At 40.0% G+C, this 14,208-nt stretch carries 13 protein-coding genes and 4 pseudogenes; 5 read left to right on the top strand and 12 right to left on the bottom strand.

What is annotated here, in order from left to right:
• Nucleotides 1–434 precede the first annotated feature (434 nt).
• From ACWGOO_RS10545 to ACWGOO_RS10535, 3 genes and pseudogenes are all read left to right on the top strand, one after another.
• A pseudogene (locus ACWGOO_RS10545) lies at nt 435–727 on the top strand (ATP-dependent Clp protease proteolytic subunit); the annotation flags it as partial.
• Entirely contained in the window at nt 725–1,390 is a 666-nt protein-coding gene (locus ACWGOO_RS10540) for an MBL fold metallo-hydrolase (RefSeq protein ID WP_452483506.1), read from the top strand. The pseudogene ACWGOO_RS10545 and the gene ACWGOO_RS10540, both read left to right, overlap by 3 nt.
• 430 nt (nt 1,391–1,820) lie before the next feature.
• Nucleotides 1,821–2,678: a hypothetical protein gene (locus ACWGOO_RS10535; protein WP_452483123.1), complete on the top strand. Its 858-nt coding sequence runs from the start codon at nt 1,821–1,823 to the stop codon at nt 2,676–2,678.
• Between the two features lie 37 nt (nt 2,679–2,715).
• On the opposite strand, the gene ACWGOO_RS10530 is transcribed toward ACWGOO_RS10535, so the two are convergent.
• The 3 genes and pseudogenes from ACWGOO_RS10530 to ACWGOO_RS10520 all read right to left on the bottom strand — a co-directional run bounded on the left by ACWGOO_RS10530 (nt 2,716) and on the right by ACWGOO_RS10520 (nt 3,622).
• Complete coding sequence (locus tag ACWGOO_RS10530; RefSeq protein WP_452483121.1) at nt 2,716–3,192, bottom strand: L,D-transpeptidase; 477 nt, start codon at nt 3,190–3,192, stop codon at nt 2,716–2,718.
• Nucleotides 3,193–3,338: 146 nt separating this feature from the next.
• Nucleotides 3,339–3,488, bottom strand: a pseudogene (locus ACWGOO_RS10525) (hypothetical protein); the annotation flags it as partial.
• A gap of 5 nt (nt 3,489–3,493) precedes the next feature.
• On the bottom strand, nt 3,494–3,622 hold the full coding sequence (locus tag ACWGOO_RS10520) for a hypothetical protein (protein WP_452483505.1): 129 nt from the start codon (nt 3,620–3,622) through the stop codon (nt 3,494–3,496).
• 394 nt (nt 3,623–4,016) lie between these two features.
• Between ACWGOO_RS10520 and ACWGOO_RS10515 the strand changes: the two are divergent.
• A pseudogene (locus ACWGOO_RS10515) lies at nt 4,017–5,172 on the top strand (IS110 family transposase).
• A gap of 633 nt (nt 5,173–5,805) precedes the next feature.
• On the opposite strand, the pseudogene ACWGOO_RS10510 reads toward ACWGOO_RS10515, so the two are convergent.
• The 9 genes and pseudogenes from ACWGOO_RS10510 to ACWGOO_RS10470 all read right to left on the bottom strand — a co-directional run.
• Nucleotides 5,806–6,024: pseudogene (locus ACWGOO_RS10510) on the bottom strand (transposase); the annotation flags it as partial.
• 393 nt (nt 6,025–6,417) lie between these two features.
• On the bottom strand, nt 6,418–6,834 hold the full coding sequence (locus tag ACWGOO_RS10505) for an Rrf2 family transcriptional regulator (protein WP_452483119.1): 417 nt from the start codon (nt 6,832–6,834) through the stop codon (nt 6,418–6,420).
• Between the two features lie 98 nt (nt 6,835–6,932).
• Nucleotides 6,933–7,370: a GNAT family N-acetyltransferase gene (locus tag ACWGOO_RS10500; RefSeq protein WP_452483117.1), complete on the bottom strand. Its 438-nt coding sequence runs from the start codon at nt 7,368–7,370 to the stop codon at nt 6,933–6,935.
• 226 nt (nt 7,371–7,596) lie between these two features.
• A complete protein-coding gene (locus ACWGOO_RS10495; protein ID WP_452483115.1) occupies nt 7,597–9,072 on the bottom strand; it encodes a protein adenylyltransferase SelO in 1,476 nt (491 codons plus the stop codon).
• Between the two features lie 314 nt (nt 9,073–9,386).
• Nucleotides 9,387–10,454, bottom strand: coding sequence for an alpha/beta hydrolase family protein (locus ACWGOO_RS10490; RefSeq protein ID WP_452483113.1), 1,068 nt, complete (start codon nt 10,452–10,454; stop codon nt 9,387–9,389).
• A gap of 48 nt (nt 10,455–10,502) precedes the next feature.
• The gene (locus ACWGOO_RS10485) at nt 10,503–11,132 is read right to left on the bottom strand and encodes an alpha/beta hydrolase family protein (protein ID WP_452483111.1); all 630 of its coding nucleotides are present in this window, start codon (nt 11,130–11,132) and stop codon (nt 10,503–10,505) included.
• A gap of 181 nt (nt 11,133–11,313) precedes the next feature.
• Nucleotides 11,314–11,619: a hypothetical protein gene (locus ACWGOO_RS10480; protein WP_452483109.1), complete on the bottom strand. Its 306-nt coding sequence runs from the start codon at nt 11,617–11,619 to the stop codon at nt 11,314–11,316.
• 67 nt (nt 11,620–11,686) lie between these two features.
• Nucleotides 11,687–12,124 (bottom strand): MarR family winged helix-turn-helix transcriptional regulator, encoded by a 438-nt coding sequence (locus tag ACWGOO_RS10475; protein ID WP_452483107.1) that lies wholly within the window; start codon nt 12,122–12,124, stop codon nt 11,687–11,689.
• A gap of 133 nt (nt 12,125–12,257) precedes the next feature.
• Nucleotides 12,258–12,833 (bottom strand): TetR/AcrR family transcriptional regulator, encoded by a 576-nt coding sequence (locus ACWGOO_RS10470; protein ID WP_452483105.1) that lies wholly within the window; start codon nt 12,831–12,833, stop codon nt 12,258–12,260.
• A gap of 146 nt (nt 12,834–12,979) precedes the next feature.
• Between ACWGOO_RS10470 and ACWGOO_RS10465 the strand changes: the two genes are divergently transcribed.
• A complete protein-coding gene (locus ACWGOO_RS10465; RefSeq protein ID WP_452483103.1) occupies nt 12,980–14,092 on the top strand; it encodes an alpha/beta fold hydrolase in 1,113 nt (370 codons plus the stop codon).
• The last annotated feature ends 116 nt before the right edge of the window (nt 14,093–14,208 follow it).

Below are 14,208 nucleotides of genomic sequence, written 5' to 3'. Positions count from 1 at the left end.
CTATTGGAAAATATCCCGCAGACACCGGGGCCAAACATCCTCCTAAGCTACAGCCTGTCAAAGCGATTTTTTTGAGTATTCATTTGATAATCCTGCTACTTCTCCGACCAGTCGATAATTGCTGAAACTGCTTTGTGATATTCTTTGACATCAAATTTCATTCTACCATAGTTCTCCCTGCCCGGGGCCATCAAAAGTAATAAAATTGAATTCAAGCTGTCTGTAAATGGTGCCCTGGGAATGGCCTTCAGCTTAATGCTATCCATTCCACTCACAAAAATGACCAAGGGTTGGTTTGGAATTTCTTAAGCCGCAAATAAGCAGGAGTTTTCACACCTTTAAACGGAATCTCAATCCGGATTGGTTTTTCTTTGTCGTCATATAAACGGACTGCCTTCTTGTAGCTTCTTCTTGCCAAGCAAATAGTTTTTCCATTGAAACCTCCGTATCTTTTTACGGTCTCAGTTCGTTTGCAAGGTGAAAGATCATACGATATCTATCCCAAACTATTAAAGGATCGTATTGTGTTTGTAGGGGCAGCCGTCGACTCTACTTCCGCAGGATTTTCCATTTATGATACAATGCAGAATATCAAACCCGATGTGCACACGATATGTACAGGATATGTACAGGATTTGCTGCTTCATTTGGCGCAATCCTTTCGTGACTTGTTAGTTTGGCGAGCCGCATGGGCGGCAATTTCATTTTACGGAGGTCCGATATTATGGAAATTTCAAAGGGAGTAGAAATGCTTCATCTAGATTTTCATGGGAATATGATTCACCCCATTCTTTTGTGGGATCGAGAAATGGCTGTTTTAATAGACACAGGATTCCCAGGGCAAATTGAAGATTTACGCGTGGCCATGGAAAAGGTAGGCGTGTCGTTCGACAAACTAAAAGCTGTGATTTTGACGCATCAGGATGTAGATCATATAGGAAATCTTCCTGAGATTCTGCAGGAGTGTGGCCATCATATTAAAGTATATGCACACGAACTGGATAAGCCGTATATTCAAGGGGAGATACCTCTTTTAAAAGATGGTCACCTTGACAATCTCCCGAAGGGCAAAGTGGACGATACCTTAATAGATGGTCAGGAACTGCCGTTTTGCGGCAGGATTCGCGTCATCCATACTCCTGGGCATACTCCCGGTCATATCAGCCTTTATTTAAGGCAAAGTAAGACTCTCATTGCCGGGGATTCGATGTACAGTGTAAACGGGATTCTCGAGGGAATTCATGTCCCGACCACACCGAATATGAATGCAGCTCGTCTCTCATTGAAAAAGTATTTAGATCTCGACATTGCATCCGTGGTTTGTTATCACGGGGGTTTAAGTAATGTAAATGTTAATGATCAGATATTAGGACTTAGCCAAGGATTATAAAGTTAAAGTTTCAGCAAATTATCTTTTGGTGAAACGATGTTGTTCCGCTAACGAAGAACGTTAGTTGAACTTCAGTCTAGCTGCGATTTCGAAACCGAATTCCCTTGTTAATCATAAAGGGTCCGGTTTTTTCATGTAACGAATTGCTTAGATACGGATATAAGTTATTCGAGTGTCACTTTAATCGTTGTCATATTTTACCTCTATTTAAATTCGTTAATACATCATAACATCATTCAAATTTACAGAGAACTATCTTTACTTTTAATAGTTATAAGAATAATACGACTTAATTCCTATGGCCTCTGACTTATATTTATGAAACATGAAGAAACAGAAACAAAATTCCATTTTTTTCGTCTATATATTTATAAGCTTATTTTTTGGAGAAGCTTGTAACAGAAGTCAAGCGAAAATTAAGACCAAACTAATGAATAAAGGAGCTGTTAGAATGAAGTATGTAAATATTAAGTGCGCGACTGTTTTTCTGTTAAGTATCACGTTACTGGGGAATATCAGTAACTTAGCGATTGCCGCCACCAAAAGTCAACCGAACTCCAAGGTATCTGTTCAAAGCCCTTCTAAAGAGAGTTCATTAAATTCTTCTTTGTATCAATCCATAACCAAATTTGAAAAGAATGTAAGCCAAAGCCAAATTGTTTGGAAAGAGAATAATATTACGTTAACGGCAAATAAAATAAAATTAAAAGATGCGGCTACTTTTGAACAAAATGTTATAAACTCATTTGTTATTACGAAAGGAGATAAAAAATTCACAGTTCCAACGGATAAACTTGATGGTCGATTGCTGGACATTACAAGCGTAGCAGTATCTCCTTCTAATACTTGGTTGGCTATACAGGCACAGCGTAGCGCAGGATATACATTATTATTGGCCAATCTTAAAACTGGGAAATCCATAATATTAAATAATTTATTGATGAGCAAAGGCAAGAAAAATATAGAATCCATTAATGCTTATAACTGGTCACCGAAAGAAGACCAAATTGCCTTTTCGTATGGTGACACATCCAGTAGTGCCATAGCTATTTATAACACGAAGAAGGATGCCTTTATCTACCTCCCTAAGGAAACGGATTATATTAGTACAGGTCTGATTCTATGGCATAAAAATGGGAAAAATTTAGACTATATAAGTGAGTATCCATCTGATCAAAAGAAATTATACAGATATTCATTGGACAGCAAAAAAGTGGAACTTGTCAAGAAAATTAGCCAGAGTGAATTTCAAAAATGGATCAAACTTGATAAATACAAAACAAATTAATGCAAAAAAGGGCGGGATATATCCCGCCCTTTAAATTTTAGCTCTCGCTTATTGTGATTTTACCGGAGCTTCCGTTTTGCTCAAGCGCCTGAATTAGTGATCTTTGGTCACTATTAGAAAGTCTGATGCAACCGTATGTTGGACGCAAGGGATACCAAGTCTGGGAACTATTTGTGGCAGGGTCCCCACCATGAATCATGATTTCGTCGCGCCCATTGTTTGTGGCAGTCAGGAAGTTTCCACTTACTGCCTTATTCAGCCATACACGCTTATAAGGGCCGTAAGAACGATCAGAACTACCCTTAGCGTAAACAACTGTTCTAGCTACACCCGTAGGAACATCTGCATTTTTAAGTCTCCAGTTGGAATGATCGTTACCATTTGCTGGGTCATTCGTTCCGCGACCTAAAGCTTGTACAGGCCCAAAAATCAAACTACCATTATCATTATAAACGTTCAGTGTTCCTTTGTAATTTCGGTTTGATGGAAAATTAGCAATAATGTGATAACCCATTGTTAAACGCCTCCGTAAATTTTTATTTGAGGGATTTGATGGAGTCGCAAACATCCGAATGGCTCCACATTCTTTTGATGTTTGTATCAATCACTCTCATATATATAGGTAATTTAAGGTCGATAACTACAACCATTTTTTTAATTTTATTCCTTGATACTCTTCAATTCTTCTAAAAAATCAGTAATGATGCTTTGAATAGCATCCTCACGAGGTATACTAATATACTCACATACCTTATTAATGTCATCGTTATAGAATTGAATAATCTTATACATTGCATAAGGATGACCTTTTTTTGCTAAATGTAGTAGTTATTTGAAGTCAGCGTCTGATATAATCGTTTGAGTATTTTCCTTTTCCATTTGCTCACCGCCTGTTGTGTAATGTGTAATTCTTTTGCCACTTGTTCTTCCGTCTTATCTTGCATATAAATTTTTTGAATAACCGATCTACCTAAATTAGGGGGAAGTGTGTCAATTAACTGAGAGATAAATAGAGTATTTTCACTATGTTCAGCGAAAGATGTTGTTTGAAAGCTGTTATGCTCGCTTAAAAATTCATGATCTCTCGTTCGCAAATCTAGCATGAAAATGGTAGCAAGGTTTGTACGAGAAAGAAACACCCCATACTGGTAGTAGCATGGTGAACGAGTACGTTGCTTTCTATGGTGGAATTACCCCGTCAAATAAACCGTAAGGATGGACTCTGTGTACAAACCGCTGCAGCTCGCAAAGCCCATTTGCGAAGACTGCGAACAGAAAAATACTAAAGCTCGAGTCCCTCCATCACCATGTAACATTTCCAATTGGAGGATACGAAACATGGATGTATTACTGGAAAACTGTGCAGACATGGATGTTCATCAGGAAACCATTGTTGTCTGCACGCTGAATACCGACGCTGAGGGCAACGTACAAAGCGAAGTTCGAACCTTTGGTACCCTAACCAAGCAATGATTTGAAATGCTGGGGTAGCTTGAGTCCAAGTTCATCACCCATGTAGCGATGGAAAGTACGGGCATCTACTGGAAATCGGTTTATAACATTCTGGAAGGATACTTTGACGTCACGCTGGCCAATGCGCAGCGGATTAAGAATGTTCCTGGACGTAAAACCGACGTGTGCGATGCCGAATGGATTGCCAAATTACTTCGGGTTGGCTTAATTGAAGCCAGCTTCATTCCATCCGAGGATCTGCGGGAAATGCGGGATTTATGCCGCTTGCGTAAAAAGCGTGTAGGCAACCTAACTGCAGAAAAGAACTGCATTCAAAAATACCTGGAAGCCAGCAATGTCAAGTTAGGTACGGTCATTTCAGATGTGTTCGGCGTATCAGGACGTAACTTGCTGAGTCGTCTGGTAAGTCAGGGTTATGTGGATACCGAAGATGTCGAAGCTTGCGTGAAAGGCTCCATTAAGAACAAAAAGCAGCAAGTTCAGGATTCCTTGTTCGGCACGATTACCCCACACCAACTGGAGCTGATTCGGGATTGCTGGGAGCATATTGAGTTTTTGGAGAAATCCTTGGACAGCCTGGACGGTAAAATAGACGAACACCTGCAAAGCTACCGGGAGGAATATGAACTACTGCAAACGATCCCTGGTGTGAGCCGAATTACGGCGGCTGCACTCATGGCCGAGATTGGCGTCGACATGGATCAATTCCCGTCTGCAGAGCATTGATCCTCCTGGGCTGGCGTTGCTCCCGGAAACCATGAAAGTGCGGGTAAAAAAAGCACAAAAAGCGTAAAAGGCAATTCTCATGCAAAAGTAGCCTTATGCGAAGCGGCTTGGGCAATCGCTCGCTCCCGAAACACCGAGCTATCTACGAAGTTCTGGAAAATCGCTTCTCGGCGTGGCAAAAAAAAAAGCGTGTATCGCTACAGCGAGGAAGATTCTGGTCATTGCTTACCATATACTTAAAAACAAGCAGCCCTATATGGATGGCGGACCAAAATCCATCCTACCCGCAAGCTAACTTAGCAGTATAGCCAACTTCAATCGTTCGTATTCATAAGCCCTTAAAAACGAAAGGGCCGGGCATCCTATTGGTCATTTTACGAAAACTGCTACCTAATCAAAGACGAAGTTCGATCATGCGAGCGTTTTGATTTTCACAGAAAAAAAGGTAACTCCGCATGAAGGAGCTACCTTTTGAAAATTTTTATAATCGACTCCTCATTCTTCTGAACTGCCTATATTAAACCTTCTTCCCCGTCAAATACTTCAATCATCATTAATGTTTCCATGTTATAACCCTCAATATAAGCTGAAGCGGATCATAAGGAAATTAAAACATCATGTAAATCCGAAAGTTCTTCAATTAATTTGTAATCTGTTCTGGAAATTTTGTTTTGAGGGCAAGTTCGTTTGAGCTACCTTCTCCCCACTCTCATGCTATCGCTCCTACAGTTCCAATCTCCCCCCCTTCTGTTCTTATTTTCAACTTGTAAGCAAAACATTAACAAAAATGATAAATTTGACTAAAAATTGTTCATCATTTCTTGTGTATATTATTTCATCATGAATTGAAGGAGTGGTATCATGTCAATAAGATCGAAAATTAAACAGTCAAAGACAAGCTTAACTCGAAATAATCATGTTAATAACTCTAGAAGAACAATGCCAAAGCTGCGAATTGTTTCGCTTGCATCCGGATGCCTTGTGGATAAAGAGTACGGTTTGTTTTGAGTGCGCCAATGAGATGCCGCCCCTGTGACAGGGCTGTTTCGATAAGGGATTTGGATGTGTACCAGCTATCACAGAGCACATAGGTTGGACGCTGTAAATCCGGTACTTGTCGTAATAAATCTACCGACAAATCAATTTTACTTACGGCTTCTTCTTTGTGATATAAGCTGAAATCATACGGGTAAGCCGTCTGTTCTCTGCCATCATCAGTTGCACAACTTGATGGCCAAAGACATTTTTACTTTCAGTGTGTGAAAAATGGCCGCATGAATTTCTGTCAGTTTTCCTGTAAAACCAATGCTCGACATGCCATCCACAGCATGCAAAAGATGTCGTAAAACTCTCTTTCTTTAGTTATTTTGTAAACCCCAAAACCTAATTGGGGATTTTAACGCCATTAATCGCTTCTACTACTTTAGTCTCTAAATTCATTGGACTGCTCCTTTCGTTTTCTTGAATATCAAACAATACACAATATACTAAATATAAATTATATATAGTTAGTTTAAAAAAGAGAAGGTAACCGTTTTTCTTAGTCCAATAAATCGGTTAGCCTTACTTCTTTCAAATAATTCTGCATGGCCAGCTCAGCTGTTTGTAGACTAGCGATGATCTTTTGTTTTACTTCGTCAACTTGTTTTCCTTGCAGTGTTACATCTGTATGGAGTTTGAATAGAGCTTTTCCAGGTTCAACGGCTAGAAAAACATCCAATAAGGTCATTTTTGATAGAGGCCTTGCCAGAAGTATCCCCCCCTTCGCTCCTTCTTTAGCAATCGTTAGCCTGGCGTTGTTCAAGTTTCGGATTACCTTAACAGTTGTTGGAACAGGGATATTTAATTGTTCAGAAATCACTTTGGTAGATAAAAAGTTATAACAGTTCTCCTCTGTGATACCGTGAATATAGAGTAATATTGAAATTCCTTGCGATAAGGCTGTAGAGTATGCCATTTTCAATTCATCCTAACTATAAGCTTTTCTGAATATACTATATATCTTTTATCATTAGTTTTCAACGCATACTCAATCTCTGAGTTAGCTCACGAGCTTCATACTATATAATCACTCACTTTGCAAAACCAAACCATGTGAACAGAATCAGGTCCCCAGTAGTCCTTAACTGCCTTATAGGGCTCTCCAAATTTCCGCAGCCATCTTGTCTGCGCACGTTTGTAACCACTGTCCAGGCAAAACTGATCAATCCCTTGCTTTCTTAGATATACCATCAATTCTTTAATCAATGCCGAGCCCACACCTTGGCCCTGATAGCTTGGCAAAACGTATAAACTCCCCAGCTCACCCACATCATTGAGCTGTTTTCCGGTGCATGATCGAATATCCTCACCACAGGGTGCAAAGGAAATCGTGCCGACAACCGCCCCAACTATTTTAGCAACAAGGAAGTATGTATCCGAATTCGCCGGGTTCAGAGAAGCATTTGCCATTTGTTTTTTATTTTCAACTTCTTTTTGAATATCATCTTGCAAATGACCCAGTTCTTCGTTTTCAAGGCATCTGAGATTGAATATTTAAAAAGCTGACATACAGACTGTATATCGTCTTGAGTGAGCGTATTTATGGTTAACTGATGGGCCTTAGTCATTGTTTTGAACACCTCTTTATTAAATTAACCTTCCGCAGAAGTCTAATACCCTTTAAAAATACCCAAAAAGAAAAAAGGGCTCAAGTACATGCCCTTTTAAAGTTTCCAAATCAGGTACCGCAAAAGGTTCGATAAGGAAGGGTGGATACCTCAGGCAGTGTTGAGTAATCAGCCTGTTCGGGAGAGTACGCGTAAGGATTCGCAAGAACTTCAAGAAGCCGCTCCATCACACTGTAGTCTTCTTGTTTCACCACAGCTTCCAGTGCTTCTTCTACCCGGTGGTTGCGTGGGATTAACGCAGGATTACTGCTGCGCATCAGTTGTTGCGAAGAGGCTTTCGTTTCCTGCTGTCTACCCAGTCTCGCCTGCCACTGTTCATGCCACTGGGCAAATTCCTCAGTGCCATACAGAACTGCATCTTCAAGCTTGCCCAAAGTTAAGGCACGGAAGGTATTGGTGTAGTCCGCACGATACTTTTGCATGATGCCTAGAAGGCCTTCAATAAGAGATAGATCCTGCAACTCTTCATTAAAAATACCCAGCTTCGCCCTCATCCCCATGAGCCAATTACGGTGATACATCTCTGTAAAATCTGAAATTGCATTCTCGGCCAGTTTTATAGCCTGCGCCTTGTTGTCATGCAGCAGCGGCAGGAGGGTCTCAGCAAATCTCGCGAGATTCCAAGCGGCAATACTGGGCTGATTGCCATAGGCATAACGGCCCTGAACGTCAATGGAACTGAATACCGTCTCAGGATCATAGGCATCCAGGAAGGCGCAAGGACCATAATCAATGGTTTCTCCGCTAAGGGCCATATTGTCGGTGTTCATCACCCCGTGAATAAAGCCGACGAGCTGCCATTGGGCAATCAGCTCTGCCTGACGTTTGATCACTTCCTGAAGCAGGAAAAGATAACGGTTCTCGTCACCGTAAGCCTCCGGATAATGTCTTTGCAATGTGTAATCTGCCAGGGACCGGAGATCCTGGGCATTGCCCAATGCTGCGACGTATTGAAAGGTTCCGATGCGCAGATGACTGGCCGCCACACGGGTCAGAACGGCACCCGGCTGCTCGGTTTCCCGGATTAATGACTCACCGGTTGTAACCACCGCTAAGCTGAGGGTGGTAGCAATGCCAAGCGCATGCATAGCTTCACTGATGATATATTCGCGCAGCATTGGCCCAAGTCCCGCCCGGCCATCGCCCCGGCGGGAGTATGGCGTTCTGCCTGAGCCCTTAAGCTGAATATCCACCCGCTCGCCCAGGGGAGTGATCTGTTCGCCAAGCAGCACTGCCCGGCCGTCTCCTAACATGTTAAAATGCCCGAATTGATGTCCTGCATAAGCCTGAGCAAGAGGTTCAGCACCTTCGGGAACTTCGTTGCCTGCAAGAACCGCAGCGCTATCTTTGCTTCGCATCGCTGCGCCGTTCAACCCAAGAGATTTTGCCAACGGATCATTAAGAACGACCAGTTTCGGTAAGCGTACAGGAGTTGGCTTGAGCCTTGTATACAATGTTTCCGGCAGACGAGTATAACTGTTGTCGAAGTTCCACCCTGTATCTTTTATTTCTTTTTTCTCCGTCATAATATCTCCTTTTCTTTTATCGTATCTTGGTTGTCCTTCTAGTGTATACTTCTGCCCATTTATTATCACCTATCCATATTCGGCCCGCAGCTTAATGCTGGATCATCAGTCTAATACTTTATTTTCCCAGAATAAATCATGTTCAAATTTAATGCAAATCTCCCCAAAATATGAGCCCGTTGATCCGAGTGTGACTTTATCAACACCGAAGATGTTATTGAAATAACGCTAACTTGGTCAGAGTTGTAGTTCATTCTGATGGTCAAATCATTTAAAATCCTTCTCAGAGCAAAAAAAGGCGTTAGTGGTTATTTTCAACACAATACTTCTATAAACCAGTCCGTTATCATTGTAATAACTTCAGTTGCATGATTGGTTACACAGTGGTTTCCATCATCCCATAGTTTAATTGTTTTATTCACAGAAATAGACTCATCATAAATTCTTTGGATACCGGAGGCTGAAAATAAGGGATCAAGCTTTCCATGATTCAAAAAAAGCGGACATTTGATCCGGTTAGCGTATCCTTCCATGGTCATGCCATTCATAAACCGTTCCAAGCCCTGATCCTTTTTATGAGTCAAAGCAGAAAATACATTTGCAAAGTGTGGCAAGAAGGACAGTATTTCTTTGGGAGAGTATGAGCCCCCATTAACAACACAAGCATTCAGTTTGTCACTAATTGCTGCAGTTCTGGCAACCAAGTATCCTCCAAAGCTATAACCGATCATCCCGATTTTCTCAAAACGTGGATCCTTGAAAGCATACTCAATTATTGCATTTAGAGCTTCTTCATTGTTCAATTCCATATACAGTTTATTGAATAATCTTGTTTCACCTTGGCCGGGACCATCAATCATTAGATAGGCTATTCCTCGTTCGGAGTAAAAATGGCTGTAATTGTGATGCTCTTCACGCCATCCATCAGCACCTCCGATAGAAATAACAATGGGTACCCGACCGTTTGCTTTTTCAGGCATTCTCAACCAACCTACCATTTGGCATCCCTTGTATGGAATTTCAACTTTCTCGATTTGTGGAGTATATAATTTTGCCGCTTCGCTGTAGCAGGTGATTAATTTGCGATACTTATCCAGCTTTTTTTCCGTGTCATGAATCATTGTATATTGTCCGACTCTATATGCTGCTGTTGCATTTAAGAAGAATGTTCTTGCAGTAAAAATATGGCCATCTTTTAAAGCCTTTTCCGCAAGCGATTGAGCAGTCTCTGCAATCTCAAAACATGTGTCAACATAGTCTCTTCCCTGCCGGCATTCTTCCATAAGTTTCAAATAATCAATTAAATCAAATCCATTGGTAACTGCCCTTTCTATGGGTACAGTTCGAATCGTGGCATGAAGTTCCTGCTGGTTTTTATCCATGTCATTAACCACCTCTGCAATTGATTAACTCATCCCGATTGTATTCGTTCAGTTCATTTCGAGGTTGTGTTTAAGCCAGTCAATCATTTCCAGGAACACTTCATCCAGATAATTCATGGTGCAATGTTCCCCGTCTTCGTAATATTTAAGTTGCTTGTCTCCCTGTGCCCATTTCATCATCTTTGCTGAATGAATTTTTGGAGAGGGCATCACTTCATCCATCCCTGCATGATAAAACAATAGAGGGACTTGCAGATTCGGAGCCATTTCAATGTCCCAATCAAATGTATGAACAGCTTTACATCCAGTCATATACGTGACGCCACGCTGCCAGATCGGATTCAATTGCTTTAAACCTTGGAGACCACCGATATAAACCAGCCCACTGTTACCTACCACGCATTTGACTCGTTTGTCATATGCCGCAGACACCGGGGCTAAATATCCTCCTAAGCTAAAGCCTGTCAGGGCGATTTTTTGAGTATCGATTTGATAATCCTGCTGCTTCTCCGACCAGTCGATAATTGCTGAAACCGCTTTGTGATATTCTTTGACATCAAATTTCATGTCCTTCCACAGTTCTCCCTGCCCGGGGCCATCAAAAGTAATAAAATTGAACCCATGCTGTCTGTAAATGGTGCCGTGGGAATGGCCTTCAGCTTCCTTAATGTTATCCATTCCATTCACAAAAATAACCAAGGGTTGGTTCGGAGTTCCTGAAAGCCGCAAATAAGCAGGAATTTTCACACCTTGAAACGGAATCTCAATCCGGATTGGTTTATCTTTGTCTTCATATAAACGTATTGCCTGTTTGTAGCTTCTTCTTGCCTTCTCTTGAGATCCTTCTTTCTGACTGGAATCAATAAAGAAGATGTGTTGGCCAACATGATAGCAGATAGCAGCCTACTGCCGCATGAAACAATGCCTGGGCCTTAGTACTATACCCTTCATTTAAGGCCTGTTCGGCTTTTCTATAGAGCTCATCCCCTTCCTTCGTCCATTCTTCACACCACTGCATCCAATTTGGAATTCTGGCGACGACTCTTTTCAACCTTCCCCAATCAATTCCGAAAGATAAGAATCTTCCGTACCATCTGTGATACACATTCTTTTCATTGAAGATAAACTTAAATGCAAACTTCTCTCGCAGGGACAACTTCACCAAAGTAATTCCTCCTCAAAATTTGTTTGCTTTATCTATAATAGCTATAACAACTATATGGTTAAAAAAATTACTCTGCATTGCTACTTATTCTTTTAAGGACGTTCATAAATACTTCCAATTCTTCGTCTGATATGCCTTCCCGAAATTGTTCGTTAATGGACTTCACACAAGGAATCAGATCGTGAAACATCATTTTTCCTGCATCAGTCAGGTAAATGCGGATACTTCTCCTGTCTTTGTCATGGGTCTCCCTTACGATATAGTCTTTTTTAGAAAGAACGTCCAGAATTCTGGTCAGATTTGTTTTGTCTTTGTACGTTTTAATTGCAATTTCACTTTGAATCAGGCCCGGCTCTGCATACAGTACATTAAGAACGGTCCATTGCTCAAAAGTGATGTCATATCCATTATCCAAGAAGGCGCTTAGAAGCTTTCTCTTTATGAGAACTTCTCCCTTAATAATTTTAAATCCGATCAATTGTGTGTAGTCATATTGAATGGTCATTTGTATAACCCGCCTTATTTTTATTATCATAACCATAATAGCTATAGCAACTAATATTGTCAAGACTTATCTTTGCAAAAAAATTCCTGTAACCCATCAATGATATGTTGATAAAAGCTTCACTCCACGCGTACTAGCTTTTATACAAGTCAGACTTTATCTGGTTAAAAATATATTCCTGCATTTGATCTAAAAGAAGAATGATGTTTGCATCTTTGCCATTTTTCAAAACCCAATGAATAGACATCATGGAGTTAGCAGCATATAGTTCTGCTAAATACTCCAACGCGATCGAAGTTGAAGAATTCTGTTGCTTTAAATAATCTAAGCAAGTTCTAAACAAAATTTGTTCAAACTCCTTACGTAGATCAGCTGTTACTTCATGAACTGCTAACAATGTTGAGATCTCCAACTTATTTTTAATCATTTGATCGGTTACAAGTTCTATGGCATTTGCCACCTTGCCCTCTTCCATTGAATCAAAACGCTGTTCAATCTCAACTTTAAAATCAGAAGTATACTGTTTAACTATTTTTTCTAGCAAGTCGTACTTATCCAAATAATGACTGTAAAAAGTAGAACGTCCGATAAGAGCTTGATCACAAATTTTTTTGATCGTAATATCTTTAAAATCATGTTGTTGGAGTAATTCAATTAAAGCTCGCTCAATAGCTATTTTTGTTTTATAAATTCTGATATCTTCATTCATTTAACCATTTGCTCCTTTTGTGTAAGTTTTCGAACACTTCAAGTATAACGTGTAAGATATCCTACAGATTATACGATATTAATTATTTTTTATGTAGTAACTATACTCTATAGTAAGCACATACCCAAATTGAAGGAGGAAAATATATGTTTAAACAATATGTAACTAACGAACAATTCAATTTTCAAATTAACCGTTTTATCAATGATTATTATCAAGAAGATGATCGAGCACAAGCTGACTTGGAAAAAATGATTCCGAAATTAAACGATACCCATAGCTGGTATGAAGCCTGGCTATATTTTGCAAAGAAACGCGAAGATAGCAAGGACTATGACTTAGCCTCAGTCTACTATCAAGCTGCAGAATTTTATCTTGCACCCACAGACCCCAATAAAGAAAAAATGTATCAAAAATATAGAGAAACATTCTATAAAGGCTTTCATGATTTTGATTATGAAGCCTACAAGATTCCTTATGAGGACTCCTATCTTCCTGCTGTAAAATTATTGACACCTGGAGCTACAAAAACATTACTTGTCTTTGGTGGGTATGATTCTTACATGGAAGAGATGCTTAAAATGATGAATTTTATGAAAGGAATTGATTACAATATTATTGTATTCGATGGTCCAGGCCAAGGAACTGCATTAAAAAACGGTCTTAAATTTATTCACAACTGGGAAAAGCCAATATCAACGGTGATTGATTATTTCAAATTAGATCGTGTAAGCCTCGTGGGTACTTCTTGGGGAGGATATTTAGCTATGCGTGCAGCAGCCTTCGAAAAGAGAATCGATAAAGTAGTTGCTTTTAACATTTTCTATTGTGGTTTAGATGCCTTGAAAATGGGAATGCCAGAAGAAACTTATCAGAGTATGATGCAGCTAGTCGATCGTAATGAAGTCGATCAAGTGAATTCATTACTTGAAAAGATGATGGCTCACAATATTGATTTACATTGGAAGATTACCAAAGGGATGGAAAACACCGGTGAATCAACGTCTTTTGATCTCATTAAAAATTTTGAAAAGCACACGATGCACGGGATTGGACCATTCATTAATCAAGATGTTCTTTTATTAGCTGGAGAAGATGATCAATACGTACCTATCAGCCGACTAGCACAAATTCAACAAGAATTAGTAAATGCTGCTTCCATTACAACCAAAGTATTTACGAAAGAAACTGGTGGCGAACAACACTGTCAAGCAGGTCATAGGGAGTTAGCATTTAATGAAATGAAAAAGTTCTTATAAAAACTGTATAGTACAGTATTCATCCGATATAGTGGCATAGTCAAGAAAACAGGAATAAAATGGATCGCCTATGCGGTCCATTTTTAACTTTATTGCAATCATATGATGTACATTGG

This window comes from Paenibacillus sp. NPDC055715 (genome assembly GCF_053617595.1).
This window is presented reverse-complemented; position numbering and strand designations above follow the sequence as displayed.

Excerpts from the sequence above, each read along its gene's own strand:
- ACWGOO_RS10475 (WP_452483107.1), bottom strand. The coding sequence starts at position 12,124 with ATGACCATTCAATATGACTACACACAATTGATCGGATTTAAAATTATT.
- ACWGOO_RS10520 (WP_452483505.1), bottom strand. The coding sequence starts at position 3,622 with ATGCAAGATAAGACGGAAGAACAAGTGGCAAAAGAATTACACATTACA.
- ACWGOO_RS10540 (WP_452483506.1), top strand. The coding sequence starts at position 725 with ATGGAAATTTCAAAGGGAGTAGAAATGCTTCATCTAGATTTTCATGGG.
- ACWGOO_RS10470 (WP_452483105.1), bottom strand. The coding sequence starts at position 12,833 with ATGAATGAAGATATCAGAATTTATAAAACAAAAATAGCTATTGAGCGA.
- ACWGOO_RS10490 (WP_452483113.1), bottom strand. The coding sequence starts at position 10,454 with ATGGATAAAAACCAGCAGGAACTTCATGCCACGATTCGAACTGTACCC.
- ACWGOO_RS10465 (WP_452483103.1), top strand. The coding sequence starts at position 12,980 with ATGTTTAAACAATATGTAACTAACGAACAATTCAATTTTCAAATTAAC.
- ACWGOO_RS10505 (WP_452483119.1), bottom strand. The coding sequence starts at position 6,834 with ATGGCATACTCTACAGCCTTATCGCAAGGAATTTCAATATTACTCTAT.
- ACWGOO_RS10535 (WP_452483123.1), top strand. The coding sequence starts at position 1,821 with ATGAATAAAGGAGCTGTTAGAATGAAGTATGTAAATATTAAGTGCGCG.
- ACWGOO_RS10485 (WP_452483111.1), bottom strand. The coding sequence starts at position 11,132 with ATGGATAACATTAAGGAAGCTGAAGGCCATTCCCACGGCACCATTTAC.
- ACWGOO_RS10530 (WP_452483121.1), bottom strand. The coding sequence starts at position 3,192 with ATGGGTTATCACATTATTGCTAATTTTCCATCAAACCGAAATTACAAA.
- ACWGOO_RS10495 (WP_452483115.1), bottom strand. The coding sequence starts at position 9,072 with ATGACGGAGAAAAAAGAAATAAAAGATACAGGGTGGAACTTCGACAAC.